The sequence below is a fragment of the Actinophytocola sp. NPDC049390 genome (genome assembly GCF_044466355.1).
Classification (GTDB): Bacteria; Actinomycetota; Actinomycetes; order Mycobacteriales; family Pseudonocardiaceae; genus Actinophytocola.
In genome coordinates this window covers 70,342-92,214 of sequence record NZ_JBITMQ010000006.1, presented here as the reverse complement: position 1 = coordinate 92,214, position 21,873 = coordinate 70,342, and the positions used below count along the sequence as shown (strand labels likewise).

Sequence of the window (21,873 nt, the reverse complement as noted above, 5' to 3'; positions counted from 1 at the left end):
TCACCCCTGACAGCTCAGGCGGGCGTCAGCCCAGTCGGCGTGGTCGAAGTTCTTGCCGTCGCCGCCGTCGGTCACCTTCAGCGTGAGCATGCGGGCTCCGGTCACGTCGGCGGTCACCGGCGTGGCCGGGCCGGGCCGCAGGACGCCGCTGTCGTAGGCGACGGTGTCGTCGGCCAGCACGTGGAAGGTCACCGAACCCGGTTGCGTGGTCTCGTCGTCGAGGCCCACCGCGGCGGTGAACGTGGCACAGCGGCCACCGAGGTAGACCTGGATCGCGGCGGGGGCGTGGGTGCCGAGGCCCTTCTCGTACACCACACCGCCGATCGTGATCGGGTTGCCGTCGCCACCGGCCGACTCGCCGACACTCCGGTCCCGTTCGACCGGGCCCCAGCCGTTGGTCTCGCTGACGAACGTCAGGTCGCTCACGTAGGGCGTGCCGGTCAGCGGCGGCGGCGGCACGAACACGCGCACGGCCTCCTCGACGTGCACCCGGTCCGCCCACAACCCGTCGGGCGCCCGGAACTCCGCGAACACGGGCACGTCGACGTAGCCGCGCGACTGTCCTACATGGACTGTCCAGCGGCCGGTCACCGACTGGCCCGCCGTCATCCGGTCGCGGGTCAGCACCGGCCCGTCGACCTGCCAGCCGTCCGGTGCGGCGGCGCGGAACCGGACGTCGTTCGCGGTGCCCTCGGCGAGCGTGAACGTGCCGGTCACCTCGACCGTCGAGCCGGGTTCGGCATCCACTGTGGACGGAGTCACCGCCACGCTGCCCGACGGTACGTCCGGCAGCGGTTTCGAGCACGACGACGTCCGGCAGAGGATCGCGGCGAACCCGCCGTTCGCGGGGACGTCGACCGACAACGTGTCCCCGGCCGCCACACGCTGCCGCGACCACACGACGTCACCGCGTTCGGCGGACCCGTCGCGCACCAGCTCGACCGTCCACGTGCCGCCGCCGAGGAAGTCCAGCGGTGCGGTCATCGTGCGTGCCTCGCCGACCGAGATCGCGCCGACGAACCACCGGTCGCCCGACCGTCGCGCGAGGACGGTGCCCTCGTCCGGATGCCCGGCCACGTACCGGGTCTGGTCCCAGCCGGAGGGCACCTGGTTCAGGAACCGCAGCGCCTCCGGGTACCGCTCGTAGGCCTCCGGTTTGTCCGCGTAGTGCGTCCAGCCCGACTCGTACACGACCGGCAGCGCGATCTCGTGTGCCACCGACGCCTCGTGCGTGCCGACGTCCAGCGACACCGGCGTGTAGTCCATCGACCCGACGACGTTGCGGGTGAACGCCTGCACCGGGTTGTTCGCGGCGGGCGGGTAGTTCTCCGCGCCGCGGATGCCCTCCATGGTCATGATGTGCGGCCAGGTACGCGCGAGGCCGTGCGGGATGGTCGAGCCGTGGAAGTTGACCATCAGGCGCAGCTCGGCGGTCTTCGCGAGCACCGCGTCGTACCACTGGTAGCGGGCCTGCGAGTCCGACTCCATGAAGTCGATCTTCACGCCGCGCACGCCCCAGCTCTTCACCATCGGCAGGATCGTGTCGCGCTTCTCGGCCGTGTCGAGCCGGTTCCAGTGGAACCACAGCAGCACCTCGACGCCCTGGGCACGCGCGTAGCGCACCAGTGCGGGCACCCATTCGGCGCTCCAGCCCTCGTCGACGAGCACCGCCGACCAGCCGTTGCGGGCCGCGAAGTCGACGAAGTCCTTCTGCCGCTCGAAGTCCGACGGGCTCTGGTGTTCCGACAGCCACGACCACGCGACCTTGCCGGTGTGGATCCACGAGGTGTCGCGGAACTTCGCCGGCGTGGCGAGGTCGTCGACCAGCGTGGACTCGGTGACGCGGCCGAGGTCGCCGATGATCGCGGTGCGCCACGGGGTCTGCCGCGCGGTGACTTCTTCATCGGCGAGCACCACGTGGTAGGTGGACGTGCCGGCCGCGTGCCGCAGCCGCATGCCCGAGTACCGTCCATCCACATCGGACTCGGTGAGCAGGGCGTAGCTGTCGCCGACCTGGAACAGGGACGGGTTGCCGAAGTCTCCCGCCGCGGCGCCCCCGGCCGTCGTCGCGACGCGGTTGGCCTCGTACCAGGCGTTGTAGGGCAGCAACCACGCGGGCGCGTCGGCGGGCAGCGTGAACGCCGACGCCTCGCCGGTGATCTCCTCGGCGGCGGGCAGTTCGTAGCGGTAGGCCACGCCGTCGGGCGCGACCCGCAGCACGACGTCGACACGTGCGCCGCCGTCGCCCGCGAACGACAGGCGGCGCTCGGTCATCGTGGTCGCCCGCTCGCGGCGCTTGCCGGTGGTCATCGTGTACCGCTCGTCGACCGTGCGGGTGCGGTCACCGACCAGGTGGAGACCGGTCGACAGGTCCGCGCCGGTGGTCCGCAGGCCGAGTGGGGCCGGTGCGAGCACCTGGGTGCCGCGGTGGCTGACGCTCAGGGTCGGGGTGCCGTCGCCGTCGAGCGCGACCTGGGCGGTCAGGGCCCGGTCGGGGCCGGTGACGGTCCACCGGCCGGGTGCGTCGGCGGTCGCGGGGACGGGTAAGGCGGTGGCCAGGGCCACGGCGAGCGTGGCGGCGGTGACAAGGGACGACTTCATCAGCAACCCCACGCTCTGTTGAAACGTGACCGCTTCTGTGCGGTTCCTGTTCAAGGGGTACCGGATGTGTCGGTTCCAGACAAGACTTTCGTACAACTTGCGCGAAAGTCTGCTTAAATTGTGCTCAAGTAAGCCCGGACGCGGACCATGGCGTCGTCGGGTGAGCCGTCGTTGGCGACCACGAGCCGCGGCCCGTCGCGTCCGGTGTTCCACGGTTCGTACGCGACGGCCGTGACCTGCCGCCACGTCGGCACGACCAGCCCGTCGACGTCGCTGCGCCGCTCCTCGACCCGGCGGCGGTGCTCGGCCGGGTCGGACACGACCACCTCGATCATCCGCACCGGCGCCCCGGCGCCACGCGCCAGCCCGACCCAGCCCGCACGCGCCTCCGGCACCGGACTCACCGCGTCGACCACCACGGACGTGCCCACGGCCAGGCACGACGCGGCGACCTCGTGCGCGACCACGTAGCCGACAGGACCGAGCGGCGGCTTCGCGAGCCCGCTGCGGATGACGGCAGCCTCGATGGCGTCGATCCGGAGGTGGGCGGCGGTCAACTCGGCGGCCGTCAGCCGGGCGAGCGTCGTCTTGCCGGTGCCCGGCCGACCGACGAACACAACGAGCACCCGGCAATCATGCCGCGACAACCACCCGATCGGCTGATACCGCCACGTCCCGCAAGACTTTTGTCCACTTAGCGTCCAGTAGGACTCCATCGCGCTTCACGATCCGGCCGCCGACGACCACGGTGTCGACCGCCCTGGTGTCCAGGGACAGCACGATCGCACCGACGGGGTCGTGCGCGGGCAGGTCCGTGCGCAGCAGCACGAGGTCGGCGTGGTTGCCGGGGCGCAGCGAGCCGAGGTCGTCGAGCCCGGCGGCCTTCGCACCGTCGACGGTGGCGGCGCGCAGTGCGTCACGGGTGGTGAAGCCGCCGTCCTCGAGCCGCGCGAACGCGTACGCGCCGCGCATGAGGCTGAACATGTCCCCGGGCCCGCTCACGACGGTGTCGGCACCGAGCCCGGTCGGCACCCCGGCGGCGATTGCGCGCGCGGTGACCGGTGCGCCGAACCCCAGCGCCGCCTCGACGACCGGCGAAACGGCGATGGTGCCGCCGCTGTCGGCGATGACCTTGAGCGCGTCGTCGGAGTAGCTGTTGCCGTGGGCGTAGTTCGTGCGCGGGCCGAGGAACCCGTTGCGGCGCAGGAAGTCCGGCCCGCGTTCGGCACTCTCGGCGCCATGGCCTCCCATGTGGACGGTGACGGGCAGGCCCAGCTCGCGGGCGACGTGCCACTCCCGCAGCGCCTGCTCCTCGCCCACGATCTCGGGCCCGTAGGGCGCCATGGCCATGGTCACAAGACCACCTGGCGCGGTCGCGCACGCGACGGGCGGCGGCGACGTCAGGTTCGGTGACGCAGTAGCCGAAGACGGCGCGGATGCCCGCCTCGGCGAGCGCGTCGAGCGCCGCGTCGGTGTGGTCGGGCGTGTGCTGGATATGGGCCCAGTCGACGACGGTGGTGATGCCCGCGTCGAGGCGTTCGAGGGCGCCGGCGAGCGTGCCCGCGTGGACGTCGGCGGGCTGGTAGCGCGGCGCGATCGTGTTCACGACGAGGTCGAGGTAGCCGGGAAAGGTGAGATCGGGCCCGACCGCGCGGATGCCCGCCTGCCAGGTGTGCCGGTGGGTGTCGACGAAGCCGGGGAGCACGAGCATGCCGGTCGCGTCGACCACTTCAGCGCCGTCGGGCGCGCCGAGCCCGGACGCGACGGCGGCGATGCGGCCGTCCTCGACGAGCACGTCGACCCGGGCTGGCGGAGCGGTGGGCCGACGACGGGATGGCCCCCGAGGCCATCGCCCGGCTGGCGCTGGCCAAACGCGTCTCGCGGCTGAGCCTGGTGTTCGAGCAGGCGATGAAGCCGGCGTTGAGCGACCTGGGCCTGACCTACGCCGAGTTCGACGTACTGGCGGCCCTGCTGCGAGCGGGTGGCCGCCTGCGCCTGAGCGAGCTGGCGAAGTCGCTGTACCTGACGTCGGGCGGCACCAGCAACGCGCTGCAACGCCTGTCGGCAGCGGGTCATGTGGCCCGCGAACAGAACGAGTCGGACGCGCGGAGCCGATGGGTCCACCTGACGGAAAAAGGCACCCGGCTGACGGAGAAGCCATGGCTGTGTCGATGGAAGTCCACGAACGCGTCCTGGCCGCGGTCCCGCCGGACGCCGTCCGGGCAGCGGCGGAAGCCCTACGCCCGATCACCACCCGCGCCAGCCGCTGACCTCGCGAGGCCAGCGGGGGTCAGGGGCGTGTGGTGGTGTGGAGCGTGGCGGCGAACTCCAGGGTGATGCCGCCGTTGCGGTGCATGTCCTCGGCGCCGCGGAAGAAGCGTTCGCGGAACGTGACGGCGTGGGGGGACGGGAGGTCGTCCAGCGCTTCCGGGACGCCCTGCAGTGCGAGCCAGTCCCACAGTGCCGCAGGGTCGGGCAGGTGCCTCGGGACCTTGACCATGGTGCGTTCCGGCTCGTCGAAACCCGCCGCCACGAGCAACTCGTCAAGACGGTCCGGGGACAACGGCGCGCCGGAGCCGCCACCGAAGTACTCGCGGTTCAGGTCGTGGAGCCAGCCGAGACGGCCGACGACCTGCCGTTCGAGTGACAACGCCACCATGCCGTCCGGCACGAGCACGCGGTGGAACTCCGCCAGCGCCATCTCAGGTTCCGCCAGCACCTGCACCAGGAAACCCGCGGTCACCAGGTCGAACGAACCGTCGGGGAACCGGAGCGCACCCGCGTCCTGTTGGAGCACCAGCATGTCGCGGTGATCGGCGGCAAGCCGGGCCACCATGCCCGCCGAGGCGTCCACCGCCGTCACGGTGCAGCCGCGGGCGAGCCCGACCCTGGCCACCGCGCCGCGGCCCGCGCCCACGTCCAGCAGTCGCGTGCCCGGCGGCGGCGCGGCACGCGACACCAGCTCCCGGCCCAGGTCGGCGACGTAGAAATAGATCTCCTCGTAGCGTTCGGCGAGCGCGTCGTACTTGCGCCTGTGCTGTTCGGTACTGGTCACCAGGGGAACCTCCAAGCCAAGCCAGCGTAGGAGGGGGTAACCAAAGCGATGTACCGCCGAACCGGGGGAAGCACCACACGATCGATGGGCAAATAAACACCGTGCACACACCGCGAGTCGCGTTCCCAGACACCGCGAGTCGCGTTCCCAGACACCGCGAGTCGCGCGCCCGGACATACCGAGTTGTGCGTTTCGTGCACACAAATGACCTGCACGAAACCGACAACTCGGTGTGCGGGGGAACGCGACTCGCGGGGGTTGTTTTAGCGGGTGCCTATCAGCACTGTCGCGGCCAGGGTTTCGTCTGTTGTCACTTGTGGGGTCAGGCCTGCTGTCGTCAGCAGGTCGGCAGCTGACGGGGCCTGTTTGGTGCTCATCTCGAACAGCAGGTGACCGCCTGGCGCCAGCCATTCCGCGGTTCCGGCGACCACGCGTCGTAGCACGTCCAATCCGTCGCCGCCGCCGTCGAGTGCCACCAGTGGCTCGTACATCCGTGCCTCCGGGGGCAGCAACGCGACGTCTCCGGACGGCACGTACGGCACGTTCGCCACCAGCACGTCGATCCGCCCCCGCAGGCGCGTCGGCAGGGCGTCGTACAGGTCGCCCGCGTACACCGCGCCGTTGACGTTGCGGCGGGCGCAGCGGACGGCGGCGGGTTCGACGTCCGCGGCCGACAGGTCCACGTCCGGCACGGCCACGGCGATCGCGGCCGCCACCGCGCCGGACCCGCAGCACAGGTCGACGACCACGGCGCCGCGGCGGGCGAGGCGAATCGCTTGGCGGGCAAGGAACTCCGTGCGCCGCCGGGGGACGAACACGTCCGGGTCGACGGCCACGCGCAGGCCGAGGAACGCGGCCCAGCCGAGCACGTGCTCAAGCGGCACGCCCTCGGCGCGACGGCCGACCATCGTGGCCAGTTCGAGCGGGGTGGCGGCCGCTTCGAGGAGCAGCTTGGCCTCGTCCTCGGCGAACACGCAGCCCGCGGCACGCAGCCGCGCGACGAGGTCGGTACTGAGATCAGATGTCATGAGCGCCTTTCGCTGTGGGCGCTCCCCGGCTCTCCTAGGCCGCGCGAGGTGAGAGCACCCAGCCTGCAACAGCGTTGATGGGTCTCACCTCCCAGAGTCGAGCGGACGCGGCAAGATTACCTCGCCGCGAGCCGGGACAGGAAACCCCTCAACCGTTCCTGCGTGGCCGACGCGCTCCACAGTTCCGCTACGCCCGGATCGTCCCGTTCGCGCCGGGCCGCGATCCGTTCGTGCGCGGGTGCGCGCAGTTGTTGTTTGGCGAGCGCGTACACCTCGGCGGGCGCGGCAGCGAGCGCGTTCGCGCGCGCCAGCGCGGCGGGCACCAGGTCGTCGGTCAGCTCGTCGACGAGCCCGATCCGGTACGCCTCCTCGCGCGGCAGCTTCTCCGCGGTCAGCACGAGCCGGTCGACGGCGGAGCCCGCCGCGTGCCGCATGATCTCCATCGGCACGGTGGGGAACGGCACGCCGGCGGCCAGTTCGGTCACGCCGATGGTGCCGCCCGACATGACCCGGACGTCGCACGCGGCGGCCAGCACGCACCCACCGGCGAGCGCGTGCCCGTTCACGGCGGCCACCACCGGACGAGGGTGGTCGAACAGCGCCAGCATCGCGGTGCTCAGCGCGGGCAGGAACTCCGCGACGTACGACGGCCCGCCGTCGACGATCCGCTTGAGGTCGACGCCCGCGGAGAAACAGCGGCCCGCACCGGTGAGCACGACCGCGGCCGCGCCCGCGACGTCGCTCAGCGCGCCGGGGAACGCCGTGAGCAACTCGAGGTCCAGCGCGTTGACCGGACCGCGGGACATGGTCAGGACGGCGACGTCGCCCTGTTCGGAAGTCTCGATCACGGGGTCCAGCATGCCCTTTCGGGCAGACATTCGTGCGACGGATGGCGGTACGGCCGGTATGGGGGAAAGTCGTAAGGTTTCCTCGCTTCGGGGGCTCCTTGTCGATGCACGTCGCTTGCCGTCACCCCGGAGGTCGAACCTTGAGTGAACGCACTGACACCGAGTTGGTGGCCGGTGTGCTCGCGGGCGACCGGGAGGCGTTCGGGGCGGTCTACGACCGCTACGCCGACCGGTTGCACGACTTCTGCTGGTCGGTGCTCCGCGACCGTGACGAGGCCGCCGACGCCGTCCAGGACACCTTCGTCCTCGCCGCCGAACGCCTCGGTCAGCTCAACGACCCGGAACGGCTCCGGCCCTGGCTGTACGCCATCGCACGCAGTGTGGCGTTGCGCAGGGTCCGTGTCCGCGGCCGCGTCGTGCTCGACGAGGTGGAGGACATGGCGGACACCGAGCCGGGACCGCACCGCGCGGCCGAACAGAAGGCACTGCGGGACCTGGTGTGGTCGGCGGCGGCCGGACTGTCCGAACGCGACCGTGCGCTGCTGGACCTGCACGTGCGCCAGGGCTTGGACGGCGCGGAGCTGGGCGAGGCGATGGGTGTCAGCGCCAACCACGCGTACGTGCTGCTCACCCGGCTGCGCGACCAGGTCGAACGGTCGCTCGGCGCGCTGCTCATCGCCCGCCTCGGCCGCGAGGACTGCACCGAACTCGACGCGCTCCTGTCGGACTGGGACGGCCGGTTCTCCCCCCTCATGCGCAAGCGCGTGGCCCGGCACGTCGACTCGTGTGACGTCTGCTCGGAACGACGGCGGGTCGCGGTCAGCCCGTTGGCACTGCTCGCGGGTGTGCCGCTGCTGCCGGCGCCGCTGTTCCTGAAGGACCGCGTGATGGCCGAGGTGCGGCTGGCGTCGGCGGACCGGGTGCTGTTCCCACCCGCGGTGCCGCCGCCGTCACCGGACCCGACGCGGTCACGGCGCGGCCGGGTGGTCGCGGCGGGGGTGGCGGTGCTCGCGCTGCTGGCCCTCGGCTCGGCGGTCGTGTACTGGCGCGCTGACGGCCCCGTCGAGGGCGAACCCCTCGCACTCGAGAACACCGTGCCCGCGACGACAACCACCACGTCGACGACGCTCGCGCCGACGGCCACCACGACGCCGAGCAGGACAACGACGACGACCACCACGACCACAACCACGACGACCACGACGACGCGGCCCACCACCACAACGACGACGACCAGCCGACGCACCACCACGACCACGACGACCAGGGTCCAGCCGCCGCCACCGCCTCGGGACACCACGCCACCGACGGTGTCAGCCGACGCGGGCGGCGACATCCCCGCCCTCGGCTGCGGCGAGCCGAACACGACCCCGGTCACGGCGACCGCCGCCGACAACGTCGGTGTCGAGACCGCGACGTTGAGCTGGACGGACCCGGCGGGTGTGACGGGCAGCAAGCCGATGACCTTCGTCCGCGGGGCCTGGCGCGCCGCGCTCGGCCCGTTCGAGAACACCGGTGCGGTCGCGTGGACCGTCACGGTGTCCGACGCCGCGGGCAACTCCGCCACCGATTCCAGCAAGATCACCGTGTACTGCATCGGCTAGAAAAAAGTTCTGAGGAAAAGTTGTAAGGGTCTGCCGGGGCCTCGGCTCCTACCTGGTGACACGAACGTCAACCAGGAGGAACCCGATGAAGAAGGCCGTGCTGACCACGACGATCCTGCTGGGCACGCTGCTGTCCGGTGCCGAGGTGGCGGCCGCCGCCCCGCCGTTCGCGGGCCCCACGGACATCGCGTCGCCGACCGCGACTCCGGAGCGGTGCGAGGTCCAGGTCACGTGCGACATCACGCTGCCGACGGTGGCGGAGCCGCCGACGGACATCGCGAGCCCGACCGTGGAGCCGACCACCCCGACCGACGTCGCGAGCCCCACAGCGGAACCGACCCGTCCCACGGACATCGCGAACCCGGACCCGACCGAGCCGCCGGTCACCACGACCACGCCGCAACCGCCGGTGCAGCAGCCGCAGGACCCGCCGTCGGGCGTGCCGACCCCGAACCGCATCGACACCGGCGCGGGCCCCGCTGACGAGGTGAACTGGTTCCTGCTCATCGTCCCCGCGCTCGCCCTGCTGGGCCTCGCCGCCGCGGGCACGCTGCTGGTGATCCGGCGGAGCGAGCGGCGGCCGTCATGAAGGTCGTGACGTGGGTGGCGGCCGTGCTGGTCGCGGTCGCCGCCGTGGTTCTCGTGGGCGTCCAGCTGCGGGAGGTGGCGGCGACCACCGCCCCCGCCACAACGCCGCCGCCCGCCGATCCCGGTGACCCGCTGCGGATCACGATCCCGGCGATCAACGTCGACGCGGCGCTGGTGCCGGTCGGGCTCAAGGACGACGGCGCCATGCAGACGCCGGACTTCGGGCTCGCCGCGTGGTACTCGCCGGGGCCGCGTCCGGGCGCGCCGGGGCCCGCGGTCGTGGTGGCGCACGTGGACTCGAAGGCGAACGGGCCGGACGTGTTCTTCCGGCTGCGTGAGCTGGCGGCGGGCGACGAGGTGGTCGTCCACTACCGCACCAGTGCGGTGACCTTCGTGGTCACCGGCAAGGAGCAGGCCCCGAAGACGGCACTGCCCGCGAACAGGATCTGGAACGGCGCGACCACACCGGTCCTGCGGCTCATCACCTGCGGTGGCGCGTTCGACCGCGCCGCGCGCAGCTACCTCGACAACGTCATCGTCTACGCCGACCAGCTCGGCTGATGTGGGGAGACAACGACATGATGGCAACCACCCGCACCCAGGTCCTGGTCCGCGCGACCGACCCGATCCTGCAGAACGGGGTGTCCGCGGCACTGCGCACCCGCCAGGAGATCTGGCTGGCCGGTGACGACGCCGACCCGGCGACGACGGTCGCGCTCGTCGCCGCCGACCGGTTCGACGAGCCGGCGGCGAAGCTGCTGAGAGTCCTGCAGGGTCGCGGTTTCACCCGGATCGTCCTGGTTTCCGGTGAGATGGCGGAAGCGGAGATCCTGACCGCGGTCGAGGCGGGCGTGTGCGCGGTCGCGCGCCGCGCGGAGGCGACGCCGGAGGTGTTGGTGCGCCTGGTGAAGGCGGCCGCGGCGGGTGAGGGCGCGTTGCCGCCGGACCTGCTCGGCAGGCTGCTGAACCGGGTGTCGCGGCTGCAGCGGCACGTGCTGGAGCCGCGCGGCCTGCAACTCGCGGGCATCACGAACCGGGAGGGTGAGGTGCTGCGGCTGGTGGCGTCCGGGCTGTCGACGCAGGAGATCGCGGAGAAGCTGTGCTACTCGCAGCGGACGGTGAAGAGCATCATCCACGACGTGACGAACCGGTTCCAGCTCAAGAACCGGGCGCACGCGGTGGCGTACGCGCTCAAGGAGGGGCTCATCTAGCGACTCAGGGTTACGCTCGGTGTGACGAAACGGCCTGCACCGCCTCTCTGCGCAGGTCAGCGCGATGCGGGAAGTACCGGTGGGTAACCGGCCACCACGCGGCTACAGGGGACTTGCGGGATGGCAGTAACCTGCTGCCTGCGTGGGCATTGCCCCCACGCAGGGTTGCGGGGCAAGATCACCGGGTCTCCCCCGAGGTTGGGATGTGAAGGAATCCGTGCGCGATCAGACGGTGCAGGTGGACGACCTGAAGCTCGTCGCGCTGCCGAGCGCCGTGAACTGCGCAGACCTCTTCGTGCGGTTCACGCTCACCGAGTGGCGGGTCGAGTCGATAGTGCCCGAGGTCCGGCGCACGGCGGAGGCACTGGTCAAGGCGGTTGTGGGCGACGCGAAGCCCACCTCGACGCCGACCATGCTGCTGTTCCGCCTGCGCCTGTCCGGCAACGCACTGGCGGTGGAGATCGAGGACGACCGCTCCGTGCCGGAGCTGAACGTGCCGAGATCCCTCGCGGGCCCGAACAGCGGTGTGCAGCTCCTGTCGACGGGCAAGCAGCTGCTGTGGTGCGAGGTGCCGCTCCCGAAGGGCATGGACGCGACGGTCGTCCCGCTCCCACGCCGCGGCACCACCCGCGCGGCGGCCGCCGCCGCACCTCCGCCCGCCGAGATCGCGGCCGCGGACGACCTGTCGCCTGACGTGATGGAACGCATCCTGAAGGGCCTGCGCCGCGGCGAGGGCGACGGCCCCATGCGCATCTAGCTCAGTGCACTGAAAGCGTCTTTCAGGGCACCGGGCCGCACAGCGACGGGTACACCGACGCGATGTCGGCCAGCCAGCCCTTCGGTTCCGGCGCGCCGGGGCCGATGGCGCGCATCGCGGCCAGCACGGTCAGCAGCATGCCCGAGCCGAGGAACTGGGTGACCTCCTCCGGCTCGGCGCCGGTCAGTTCGCGGATCGTGTCGTAGATGCGGCCGAAGCGGGCGCGGACCACCGCGCCGATCTCCTCGTCGGAGCTGGCCGCGAAGCCGTGCAGCAGCATGCCGAGCAGTTCACGCTGTTCGAGCAGCAGGTCGTAGGCGTCGCCGAGGCCCGCGAGGTCGTGGGCGCCGGAGTCGTGGAACGCGCTCTCGATCCGGCCGCACGCCTGCTCGACCGCCGCGAGGAACAGCCGCTGCTTGGAGCGGAACAGCCGGATCACGTACGGCTGCGACACCCCGGCCAGGCGGGCCACGTCGTCGGTGGACGTGCCCGCGTAGCCGCCGGAGGAGAACGCGGTCACGGCGGCGGACACGATCTGCTCTGCTCGCTCGGTCGCGGACAGCCTCGTCTTGGACACGTTGACATGTTATCAGTCGATTACTACCTTGCTAGTTATCAGTCGATAACAACCAAGGGGGAACGTGTGACGCTCGTCGAAGAACGGGTCACCAGAACCAGACCGATGGCAGCCGTCCTGGCCGCCGTCAGCATCCCGATGTTCATGGTCACGCTGGACAACCTCGTCGTGACCACCGCGCTGCCGGTCATCAAGACCTCACTGAACGCCTCGCTCACCGACCTGCAGTGGTTCGTCAACGCCTACACGCTCTCCTTCGCCGCCCTGCTCCTCACCTTCGCCGCGCTCGGGGACCGGATCGGCAGGCGACGCCTCTTCCTCGCGGGCACCGCCCTGTTCACGGCCGCGTCGGCGGCGTGCGCGCTCGCGACCGAACCGTGGCAGCTCACCGCCGCCCGCGCGGTCCAGGGCGCGGCGGGCGCGGCCGTCATGCCGCTGTCCCTCACGCTGCTCGCCGCCGCGGTCCCGCCCGGCGCGCGGAACGCGGCCGTCGGCATCTGGGGCGGCATCTCCGGGCTCGGCGTCGCCATCGGACCGGTGGTCGGCGGGGCCGTCGCGGAGGGGCTGCACTGGACGTGGATCTTCTGGCTCAACGTGCCCGTCGGGCTGGTCGCGCTGCCGTTCGCGGCCGCGGTGCTGCGTGAGTCCCACGGCGGCGCGCGCAGGCTCGACCCCGCGGGTCTCGTGTTGTCGTCCGGCGCGATGCTGGCCCTGGTCTGGGGTATCACGCACGCGTCCGACCACGGGTGGACGTCGGCTGGGGTGCTGACCGCGCTCGTCGGTGGTGTCGTGCTGCTCAGTGCGTTCGTCGCGTGGGAACGGCGAGCGGTCGCGCCCATGCTGCCGATGCGGCTTTTCCGCTCACGGGGGTTCAGCGCGGTCAACGGGGTCGCGTTGCTGTTCTCCGCCGGGGCGTTCGGCGCGGTGTTCCTGCTCGCGCAGTTCCTCCAGGTGGTGCAGGGCATGGGCCCGCTGGAGGCCGGGCTGCGCACGCTGCCGTGGACCATGGCGCCGATGGTCGTCGCGCCGCTCGCCGGGCTCGTGCTCATGGGCCGGTTCGGCGCACGGGCGCTGATCGTCACCGGACAGGCCCTGCTCGTGGTGGCACTGGCCTGGCTGGCGGCCGTCAGCACCACCGACGTCGCCTACGGACAGCTGGTCGTCCCGTTCGTCCTCGCCGGGGTCGGGTTGGGACTGGAGTTCGCGCCGATGAGCACGCTCGCACTGGAGACCGTGGGCTCAGACGAGCACGGCGTGGCGTCCGGTGTGCTCAACACGATCCGCGAACTCGGTGTGGCGGTCGGCGTCGCGGTGCTCGCGTCGGTGTTCGCGGCGCAAGGTGGTTACGCGAGCCCAACGGACTTCGTGGCGGGCGCACGACCCGCGGTCTGGGTCGGCGTGGCGCTGGTCGCGGCGGGCGGTTTGGTCGCCCTGGTCCTACCGAGGCGCGCGCACTAAGGTGAGTACTGTCGATCTTTGCGGGTGAGTCTTGACCTGATCAGCAGTTACCTCAGGGGAACGTGACGGCACTCAGCCGCCTACGGTCCGCCGGTGCGGCTGGGTCGGGACCAGCACTTTTGAATTCGGGGAGGCGGACTAGTGAGCATGCTTGCCGGACGCCTCAACCCGAGTGCCGGAACGTTCGAGATGAAGCGGGTCCCGGTGCCGGAACCGGGCTCGGGGCAGGTGCGGATCCGCGTCCGCGCCGCCGGGGTGTGCCTTTCGGACGTGCACCTCATCGACGGCAGCCTGCCCCCTGCCTTCCTCAGCGAACCGGAAGTGACACTGGGGCACGAGGTCGCGGGCGAGATCGACGTCGTCGGACCGGACGTGCCGGAGCAGTGGCAGCCGGGCACGCGGGTGACGCTCGCGGCGGGCGAGCGGTGCGGGCGGTGTCCACAGTGCACCCGCTTCCGCGAGCCGTGCCTCGCCGTGCGGACGCGCGGTGTCGACTACGACGGCGGCTGGGCGGAGTACGCCATCGCCACCCACCACACGCTGGTCGCGATCCCGGACTCGCTTCCCTTCGAGCAGGCCGCGATCGTGCCGGACGCCGTGTCGACGCCGTGGGGTGCGGTCGCGGGCACGGGACGGGCCGAACCCGGGCGTCCCGCGGGTGTCTGGGGCATCGGCGGGCTCGGCGCGCATGCCGTGCAGCTGCTGCGCATGCTCGGCGCGGCACCGATCGTCGCCGCCGATCCGCTCGCGTCGGCACGGGAGCGGGCGCTGGAGTTCGGCGCCGACTTCGCGTTCGACCCCACCGCGCCCGACTTCGGCGAGCAGGTGCTCGCGGCCACCGGCGGCGGCGGTCTCGACGTCGCCTACGACATGGCCGGGGTCGGCGCGGTGCGGTCGCAGGCGCTGAAGTGCCTGGCACGGGGCGGACGGCTGGTGCTCGTGGGCCTCACCCCGGAGCCGCTCACGGTCAAGAACAGCATCGCGCTGAGCGTGCGCGGGCTGAAGGTCATCGGCCACTACGGTTCCGCGCCCGGTGACGTGGAACGGCTCGTCGACCTGATCCGGTACGGGCGGCTCGACCTGTCGAAGTCCATCAGCGGCACGCTGCCGCTGGCCGAGGCGCCCGAGGCCGTGCGTGCGCTCACCGACAAGACAGGCAACCCGATCCGGCTCATTCTGGTGCCATGACCTTTGCGGCGCACACCGGTGACCTGTTCGGTTTCGAGGAGCAGCTGTCCGACGAGGAGCGGGAGATCGTCCTGCGCGTGCGGGAGTTCCTGCAGGCGGAGATCGCGCCCATCGCCACCGACTACTGGTCGCGGGCCGAGTTCCCGTTCCAGGTGGTCGACGGGTTCCGGGCGCTGGACACCGCGGGCCTCATGTACGACGGGATGGCGGCGCACCGCGGCACCCGCCTGCTGACCGGGTTCATCGCGCTGGAGATCGGCCGTGTCGACCCGTCCATGAACACCTTCTACGGTGTCCACACCGGACTGGCGATGGGCAGCGTCCACCGGTGTGGCTCGCCGGAGCAGCGTGCGCGGTGGCTGCCCGCCATGGCACGCATGGAGAAGATCGGCGCGTTCGCGCTGACCGAGCCGCACGGCGGGTCCGATGTCGCCGGTGGCCTGGAGACCACGGCCCGCCGCGACGGCGACAGCTGGGTGCTCAACGGCGCGAAGCGGTGGATCGGCAACGCCACGTTCGCCGACCTCGTGATCGTGTGGGCCCGCGACGAGGCCGACGACCAGGTCAAGGGTTTCGTCGTGGAGAAGGGCACGCCCGGGTTCACGGCGACCAGGATCGAGGGCAAGGTCGCGCTGCGGACCGTGCAGAACGCGGACATCACGCTCACCGCCCCCGGGGGTCTGGGGGATCGCTCCCCAGGAAGTGTCACTGTGTTGTGCCGGAGGAGAACCGGCTGCAGCGGGCGAACTCGTTCCGCGACACCAGCGACGACGTGCTGCGCCAGACACGCGGCGGCGTCGCGTGGGGCGCGGTCGGCTGCATGATGGGTGCCTACGAGGCCGCGCTGCGGTACGCGGGCGAACGCGTCCAGTTCGGCCGGCCCATCGCCGGTTTCCAGCTGGTGCAGGACCACCTGGCGACCATGCTCGGGAACGTGACGTCGTCGCTCGCGATGGTCGTCGGCCTCGCCGGGCTGCAGGACCGCGGCGTCAACAAGGACGAGTACGCCGCGCTCGCCAAGTCCGTGGTGTCCACGCGGATGCGTGAGACGGTGGCGCTCGCACGGGAAGTGCTGGGCGGCAACGGGATCCTGCTGGAGAACGACGTCGCGCGCTTCATGGCCGACGCGGAGGCCCTGTACTCCTACGAGGGCACGCGGGAGATCAACCAGCTGATCGTCGGCCGCGCGGTCACGGGGTTGAGCGCGTTCGTTCGCTGACCGCGACGCGGCGCGCCAGCTCCACGCGGGATCGCACGCCGAGCGTGGTGAAGATGTTGCGCAGGTGGTGGTCCACGGTCCGGTGGCTGATCACCAGCCTGCGGGCGATCTCCTTGTTGGTCTCCCCCGCCGCCACGAGCCGGGTGATCGCCGCCTGCTGCGGGGTCAGCCCGGCGAGCGACTGGTGCGGGGCCGCGACGGTCTCGCCGGTGGCCCGCAACCCGGCACGGGCACGTTCGGCGTACCGGGTGGCGCCCGCCTTCTCGAAGCCCCGCAGGGCATCGCGGAACTGGTCGCGAGCGTCACGGGTCCGCCGGTGTCTGCGCAGGAGCGTCGCGTAGTGGAGCTGCGTCCGAGCCAGCTCCATGCCGCTGCCCGCACGCCGGTGGCACTCGATGGCCTGGCGGAAGTGCCTGCCCGCGTCGTCGGTGTCCGGCGTGGTCAGGGCGTGGCAGCGGTGGGAGAGCGCTCTCCAGGACGGGCTGCCGCCGGCGCGGGTCCACCGGTCGAAGATGCCGAGCGCCTCCCGTGCCCGGTCCTCCCGCTCGACGAGCACGGCCGCCTCCACCAGCTGGGGCGTGGCAAGCACACGGACGGCAGGCTGGTCGCCCGCCACCCCGGCGGCGAGGTCCTCGAGCCTGCCGAGCGCGTCGTCGGGCCGGTCCTCGGCGAGGTCGAGGCAGGCGTGCGCCCAGGCGGCCACCGCTGCGGGCCTGCCGAGCCCACGTTCGGCGATCCCGTCGGCCGCCTCGTCCAGCTCCGGAGCCCGGTCGCCGAGGAGCGCGGCGGCCAGCCCGAGGAGCGTCAGGTGCTCCATGCGCAGGTTGTGCGGCGCGTGCAGCCCGTCGCGGGACGCGGCCCTGGCGCAGGGCAGCCGGTCGAGCGCGATGGCGGACAGGGAGAGGTAGACGAGCGCCCACGGCAGTTCGGCGTGCCGCTTCTGCAGCCGCGCCCGGCCGACCGCGGCGGCCGCGCACTCGTGCGCCAGCTCGGCGTCGCCGCGCGCGAAGGCGGCTTCGGCGGCCCAGACCGCACCCGCCACGTCCGTGGCCGCCATGCCCCGCCGCACGGTCTCGTCGAGTGGTTCGGCGGCGTCGTCGTGCCGACCGGCGAACATCGCGGTGAAGCCGAGGAAATGGGCCTGGACCAGGTCGTCCTTCGTGGACAGACGACGAGCGAGCCTGCGGTAGCCGTGCAGGTCGCCACCGAGCCTGCGTGCCTCGCCGGCCATCAGCAGCGCGGGTGCGGGGTCGGGCAGCAGTGCGGCGGCAGTGGTCAGCTCGTGGGTGGCGACGGCCGGGTCGCCGTCGCGCAGCTCGATCTCGCCGTGCCGCAACGCGACCTCGCCGAGCCGGGAGTCCACCCGCGACAACAGCAGCCTGGCCCACCCCGGCCTGCCCGCCTGCCAGGCCGCGTCGACCGCCGCCAGCAGCCGGGTGGCCCGCAACGCCGGGTCGGCCGTCAGCGCCGCCGCCCGCTCCAGCTGACGGGCCGCGGTGGCGTGGTCGGCGGCGGGGGCCGTGGCCAGCTCGTCGGCGAGCGAGGCCGACTCGGCCGCGGCCGCCATCGCGCGGTGCCACGTGCGGTCCGGACCCTCCAGAGTGGACGCCAGCTGTGCGTGTGCCGCCCTGCGGTCCGCGAGCGACGCCGCGGCGTACCAGGTCGACCGGGTCGCCTTGCTCATGTCCGCTGGTGCTTCCGCGGCGTTCGCCAGGAGCCGGACGCGGTCGGTCTCCGACAGCTCCGCCAGGTGCGCCGCGTACCGGGAGAGCCGCGACATCAGCACCGGCGACACGGGTTCCCGGCCGGCGGCCTGGGCCGGGGTCAGCGACTCCGCCAGCGCCACGAGGTCCGCCGGGTTGCCACCGCCCAGCTCGGCCAGCTGCGGCCGCACCCCGGCGGGGACGCCGCGGTCCCGGAGCAGGGCGTCGGCAGCGTCGTCGGTCAACGGCGCCAGCTCCACCGACTCGAACAGCTCCGACGCCGCCCGCGAGGCCAGCACGACCCCGACCGGGTGTCCGGTCAGCCGCCGCGCCGCGTACGCCAGGGCCGCGAGGGACTCCTCGTCGAGCCACTGCGCGTCGTCCACCCAGCACAACGTGGGCATCGACATCGTGGTGAGCAGGCGGTGGACCGCGGCACCGTCGGGCAACGCGGCGCCGAACATCCGCTGCAGCGCGGCGAGCGGCAGCGCGCGCTCCGCCCGCAGTCCCCGCACGCCAAGGACTCGTACACCGGCGGCGGCACGCAGGGCGGTCAGCAACGCCGACTTGCCCAGCCCTTCCGCGCCGCGCACCAGCACGGCGCCGCCGGCCACCGACCGCAGCCCGCCGAGCACGGCATCCCTGCCACGCAGCGGGTAGCCGGTCACGACAACCGGCCGCGCAGTTCGCGTTTGAGCACCTTCCCCGCCGCCGAGACCGGGATCTGGTCGACGAACACGACGTCCCGCAACCGCTTGTACGCGACGACCTGCTCGTTCACCGCCGACATCAGCGACTCCGCGGTCACCGCGTCACCCGCGGGTACCACGAACGCGACCGGCAGCTCGCCCACGGCCGGGTCCGGTTTGCCGACCACGGCCGCCGCGAGGACCCCTGGCTGCGCCGCCAGGATCTCCTCCAGCTCACGCGGGTAGACGTTGTAACCCTTGTACAGCAGCATGTCCTTCATGCGGTCGACAATGGACAGGTAACCGTCCTCGTCGAACACGCCGACGTCACCGGTGTGCAGCCAGCCGTCCCGGATCACCTCGGCCGTCGCGTCGGGACGGTTGTGGTACCCGGCCATCACCTGCGGGCCCCTGACGCACACCTCGCCGCGCTCGCCGGTCGGCACCTCTGCGCCCTCGGGGTCGAGGATCCGCACCTGTGTGTCGAAGATCGGCACGCCGACGGTGCCCACCTTCCGCACGCCCGACCGGTGCACCGGCCCGAGCACGGCACCCATGGTCACCTCGGTCAGGCCGTAGCCCTCGGTCACCACGGCGTCCGGCGCCAGCGCACGCATCCGGTTGATCATCTCCAGCGGCATGGGCGCCGCGCCGGACGAGATCGTCCTGACGCTCGTCAGGTCCGTCGTCTCGATCGCCGGGTGGTTCAGCAGTGCGGCGAACAACGCGGGCGCGCCGCCGATCGACGTGATCTTCAGCCGTTCCGCGTCGGCGAGGTACGCTCCGGGGTCGAGCCGGTCGTGCAGCACGGTCGTGAAACCCAGCAGCAGCAACGCGTTCAGGCCCGCGATGGTGCCCATGGCGTGGAACCAGGGCGTCAGGTTGATCGCGACGGACTGACCGAGCCGGGTCGGGTACTCCTCGTCCGAGCCGACCTGGTCGAGCACGACGCCGCCGTTGCCGTCGAGCGCCGGCAGCGACCCGGACATCCAGCACGCGTACTGCAGCGTGTTGGTCACGACGTTGCGGTGCGGCAGGCGCACGCCCTTCGACTCGCCGGTCGTGCCGCCGGTGTAGGCGAGGTGCGCGAGGTTCTCGTCCAGGTCGAGGTCGACGGACGGTGGTGTCGTCGGCTGCCCGGCGCAGAGTCCCGGCACGTCCTCGGCGGTCAGCACCTCCCCGGCGCCCGCGTCCGCGATCTGCCTGGCGGCGGCGGACTCCGGCAGCAGCGGGTTCACCGGCACGAACACCGCGCCCGCGAGCAGCGTGCCGTAGTAGGCGACGGGGTACTCCAGGCAGTTCGGCATCCGCAGGGCCACACGGTCGCCGGGCCGCACGCCGCGGGCGATCAGCCCGTGCGCGGCCTGGGCCGCCCGCTCCCCCAACACCCGGTAGGTGAGCGACTCGGCGCCCCGGGAGAAGGCGACCTTGTCGCCGTAGCGGCGGGCCGCGCCGAGCAGGAGCGCACCGGCCGGAACTTCGGGATATACCAGTGATCCCGGCAGTCCGGGTGGCCAGCTGACGTCCGTCCGGACCGGCATCGGCGCCTCCTCGAAGTCGAGTTCGATGAAACACCAAGCGCGAGTGTTTCACAAGGGGGTGGTCGGCACCCGGCCCTCCACCAGCGCCGCGAGCAGCGTCGACGCGGCCTCGAGGTCGGGCGCGCGAGAGGCGAGGACGTCGGAGTAGAGGAACGCCTCACCGAGCCGGACGATCGCGTAGCAGAGACTTTCGAGGCTCACCGCGGGGACGAACCCGCCGTCCTCGACGTCGCGGCGCAGCAGCTCGATGTGCGCGGCCATGACCCTCGGCTGCACCCGCCCGTGCGGGTCGGTGAGCACGCGGATCGCGACGGTCGGCTCGTCGTCGAGGAACCGCCGGAAGCCCTTGTTGCCCGCGATGGCGGACCGGTAGTCGCGCATGACCACGAGGCAGCGCAGCTCCCCGGCGCCGTTGCGCACCGCGGCCCCCTCGACCCGCTCCCACTGGCGCACCGCGGCCGCCATGGTGCGGTCGGCGAGGTAGAACAGCGCGTCGCCGAGCAGCTCCTCGCGGTTGCCGACGCGACGGAACAGCGTGCTGCGGGAGATGCCCAGCTCGTGGGCGAACGTACGGGTGTCCAGGCGGATGCCGCGATCGATCCAGTGCGCGGCGGCGCGGACGATCTCGTCGGCGGAGGGGTTCACGGTCGCCGATCGTACGTCCGGCCCGGCCGTGTCGGCCGAATCACCACCACGGACCGGTGATTGCACCGATGCGGCAACCGGCGTCCGTTTGCCACAGTCGGTCACCGACCGTGTTCAACGGCGAACGGAGAGGGCACATGCGGAGAACCACACGGATCCTGTGTGGACTGTCGGCGGTCGCGGCACTCGCGATCGCACCGACGGCACAGGCTGTCGACAACCCCTACGAGCGGGGCCCGGACCCGACGGAGAACAGCATCGAGGCCGTGCGCGGCCCGTTCTCGGTGTCGCAGACCTCGGTGTCGAGCCTGGTGCCGGGCTTCGGCGGCGGCACCATCTACTACCCGACGAGCACCGCGGAGGGCGCCTTCGGCGCGCTCGCGATCTCACCGGGCTTCACGGCCAGCCAGTCGAGCATCGCGTGGCTGGGCCCGCGCCTGGCGTCGCAGGGCTTCGTGGTCATCACGATCGACACGAACTCGATCTACGACCAGCCCGAAAGCCGGGGTGACCAGCTGCGCGCGGCCCTGTCGTACCTGACGAGCAGCAGCTCGGTCCGTTCCCGCATCGACGCGTCCCGCCTCGCGGTGGCGGGCCACTCGATGGGCGGCGGCGGGTCCCTGGAGGCGGCGCAGGACCAGCCGACCCTGCAGGCGGCCATCCCGCTGGCCCCGTGGAACACGCAGAAGACGTGGTCCACGCTGCAGGTCCCGACGTTCATCATCGGCGGCGAGAACGACTCGATCGCCTCGGTGACCACGCACTCGATCCCGTTCTACAACTCCATCCCGTCCTCGACGGAGAAGGCGTACATGGAGATGGACGGCGCGAGCCACTTCTTCCCGAACACGTCGAACACGACGGTCGCGAAGTACATGATCTCGTGGCTGAAGCGGTTCGTGGACAACGACACCCGCTACGAACAGTTCCTGTGCCCGGCCCCGAACGACTCAAGCATCGAGGAATACCGAGACACCTGCCCCCACGCAGGCTAACCCCGCGAGTCACGCGCCAGAACACCGCGAGTCGCGCTGTCACACATACTGAGTTGTGGGGGGGGGGGGGGGGGGGGGGGGGGAAAAAAAACAAAAACGACGGTGTGTGGGCGGGCGCGCCGGGGGGGGTGGGGGGGCGCGGGGGGGGGTGTTCGGGGGCGAGAGC

Annotated in this window: 18 protein-coding genes and 2 pseudogenes; 10 read left to right on the top strand and 10 right to left on the bottom strand. The window is 71.8% G+C overall.

Features of this window, described 5'->3' with window-relative positions; all coding sequences use genetic code 11:
- From ACIBVP_RS18985 to ACIBVP_RS18975, 3 genes and pseudogenes are all read right to left on the bottom strand, one after another.
- Positions 1–2,601, bottom strand: coding sequence for a glycoside hydrolase family 97 catalytic domain-containing protein (locus ACIBVP_RS18985; protein ID WP_396107457.1), 2,601 nt, complete (start codon positions 2,599–2,601; stop codon positions 1–3).
- Between the two features lie 113 nt (positions 2,602–2,714).
- Positions 2,715–3,227 carry an AAA family ATPase gene (locus ACIBVP_RS18980; protein WP_396107456.1) on the bottom strand — a complete coding sequence of 171 codons (513 nt, stop codon included), beginning with the start codon at positions 3,225–3,227 and terminating at the stop codon, positions 2,715–2,717.
- Positions 3,228–3,234: 7 nt separating this feature from the next.
- Positions 3,235–4,312, bottom strand: a pseudogene (locus ACIBVP_RS18975) (amidohydrolase family protein).
- A 122-nt stretch (positions 4,313–4,434) separates the two neighbouring features.
- On the opposite strand from ACIBVP_RS18975, the gene ACIBVP_RS18970 reads away from it, so the two are divergent.
- Positions 4,435–4,938, top strand: coding sequence for a MarR family winged helix-turn-helix transcriptional regulator (locus ACIBVP_RS18970; protein WP_396107455.1), 504 nt, complete (start codon positions 4,435–4,437; stop codon positions 4,936–4,938).
- Here ACIBVP_RS18970 and ACIBVP_RS18965 read toward each other — a convergent pair.
- From ACIBVP_RS18965 to ACIBVP_RS18955, 3 genes are all read right to left on the bottom strand, one after another.
- Positions 4,892–5,656 carry a class I SAM-dependent methyltransferase gene (locus ACIBVP_RS18965; RefSeq protein ID WP_396107454.1) on the bottom strand — a complete coding sequence of 255 codons (765 nt, stop codon included), beginning with the start codon at positions 5,654–5,656 and terminating at the stop codon, positions 4,892–4,894. The two genes, ACIBVP_RS18970 and ACIBVP_RS18965, sit on opposite strands and share 47 nt — an antisense overlap.
- Before the next feature lie 263 nt (positions 5,657–5,919).
- Positions 5,920–6,684 carry a putative protein N(5)-glutamine methyltransferase gene (locus ACIBVP_RS18960; protein WP_396107453.1) on the bottom strand — a complete coding sequence of 255 codons (765 nt, stop codon included), beginning with the start codon at positions 6,682–6,684 and terminating at the stop codon, positions 5,920–5,922.
- Between the two features lie 116 nt (positions 6,685–6,800).
- Positions 6,801–7,532 carry an enoyl-CoA hydratase/isomerase family protein gene (locus ACIBVP_RS18955; protein ID WP_396107452.1) on the bottom strand — a complete coding sequence of 244 codons (732 nt, stop codon included), beginning with the start codon at positions 7,530–7,532 and terminating at the stop codon, positions 6,801–6,803.
- Positions 7,533–7,672: 140 nt separating this feature from the next.
- Here ACIBVP_RS18955 and ACIBVP_RS18950 point away from each other — a divergent pair, with 140 nt between their 5' ends.
- The 5 genes from ACIBVP_RS18950 to ACIBVP_RS18930 all read left to right on the top strand — a co-directional run bounded on the left by ACIBVP_RS18950 (position 7,673) and on the right by ACIBVP_RS18930 (position 11,692).
- A complete protein-coding gene (locus ACIBVP_RS18950) occupies positions 7,673–9,136 on the top strand; it encodes an RNA polymerase sigma factor (protein WP_396107451.1) in 1,464 nt (487 codons plus the stop codon).
- An 85-nt stretch (positions 9,137–9,221) separates the two neighbouring features.
- Positions 9,222–9,725, top strand: coding sequence for a hypothetical protein (locus ACIBVP_RS18945; RefSeq protein ID WP_396107450.1), 504 nt, complete (start codon positions 9,222–9,224; stop codon positions 9,723–9,725).
- Complete coding sequence (locus tag ACIBVP_RS18940; RefSeq protein ID WP_396107449.1) at positions 9,722–10,285, top strand: class F sortase; 564 nt, start codon at positions 9,722–9,724, stop codon at positions 10,283–10,285. Before ACIBVP_RS18945 ends, ACIBVP_RS18940 begins: the two co-directional genes overlap by 4 nt.
- 17 nt (positions 10,286–10,302) lie before the next feature.
- Entirely contained in the window at positions 10,303–10,935 is a 633-nt protein-coding gene (locus ACIBVP_RS18935) for a response regulator transcription factor (RefSeq protein WP_396107448.1), read from the top strand.
- Between the two features lie 217 nt (positions 10,936–11,152).
- A complete protein-coding gene (locus ACIBVP_RS18930; RefSeq protein ID WP_396107447.1) occupies positions 11,153–11,692 on the top strand; it encodes an ATP-binding protein in 540 nt (179 codons plus the stop codon).
- A 22-nt stretch (positions 11,693–11,714) separates the two neighbouring features.
- On the opposite strand, the gene ACIBVP_RS18925 is transcribed toward ACIBVP_RS18930, so the two are convergent.
- Entirely contained in the window at positions 11,715–12,269 is a 555-nt protein-coding gene (locus tag ACIBVP_RS18925; protein ID WP_396107446.1) for a TetR/AcrR family transcriptional regulator, read from the bottom strand.
- A gap of 105 nt (positions 12,270–12,374) precedes the next feature.
- Here ACIBVP_RS18925 and ACIBVP_RS18920 point away from each other — a divergent pair, with 105 nt between their 5' ends.
- The 3 genes and pseudogenes from ACIBVP_RS18920 (at position 12,375) to ACIBVP_RS18910 (ending at position 16,134) form a co-directional block, all read left to right on the top strand.
- Positions 12,375–13,727, top strand: a complete 1,353-nt coding sequence (locus ACIBVP_RS18920; protein ID WP_396107445.1) for a DHA2 family efflux MFS transporter permease subunit — start codon at positions 12,375–12,377, stop codon at positions 13,725–13,727.
- A 147-nt stretch (positions 13,728–13,874) separates the two neighbouring features.
- Positions 13,875–14,915 carry a zinc-binding dehydrogenase gene (locus tag ACIBVP_RS18915; RefSeq protein WP_396107735.1) on the top strand — a complete coding sequence of 347 codons (1,041 nt, stop codon included), beginning with the start codon at positions 13,875–13,877 and terminating at the stop codon, positions 14,913–14,915.
- Positions 14,912–16,134: pseudogene (locus ACIBVP_RS18910) on the top strand (acyl-CoA dehydrogenase family protein). Before ACIBVP_RS18915 ends, ACIBVP_RS18910 begins: the two are co-directional and overlap by 4 nt.
- Here ACIBVP_RS18910 and ACIBVP_RS18905 read toward each other — a convergent pair.
- The 3 genes from ACIBVP_RS18905 to ACIBVP_RS18895 are packed head-to-tail and all read right to left on the bottom strand — an operon-like array spanning position 16,106 to position 20,712.
- A complete protein-coding gene (locus ACIBVP_RS18905; RefSeq protein ID WP_396107444.1) occupies positions 16,106–18,505 on the bottom strand; it encodes a LuxR C-terminal-related transcriptional regulator in 2,400 nt (799 codons plus the stop codon). The pseudogene ACIBVP_RS18910 and the gene ACIBVP_RS18905 sit on opposite strands and share 29 nt — an antisense overlap.
- Complete coding sequence (locus tag ACIBVP_RS18900; protein ID WP_396107443.1) at positions 18,502–20,067, bottom strand: class I adenylate-forming enzyme family protein; 1,566 nt, start codon at positions 20,065–20,067, stop codon at positions 18,502–18,504. Before ACIBVP_RS18900 ends, ACIBVP_RS18905 begins: the two co-directional genes overlap by 4 nt.
- A gap of 48 nt (positions 20,068–20,115) precedes the next feature.
- Positions 20,116–20,712, bottom strand: coding sequence for a QsdR family transcriptional regulator (locus tag ACIBVP_RS18895; RefSeq protein WP_396107442.1), 597 nt, complete (start codon positions 20,710–20,712; stop codon positions 20,116–20,118).
- Positions 20,713–20,849: 137 nt separating this feature from the next.
- Between ACIBVP_RS18895 and ACIBVP_RS18890 the strand changes: the two genes are divergently transcribed.
- Entirely contained in the window at positions 20,850–21,707 is an 858-nt protein-coding gene (locus ACIBVP_RS18890) for an alpha/beta hydrolase family protein (protein ID WP_396107441.1), read from the top strand.
- Positions 21,708–21,873: the final 166 nt, after the last annotated feature.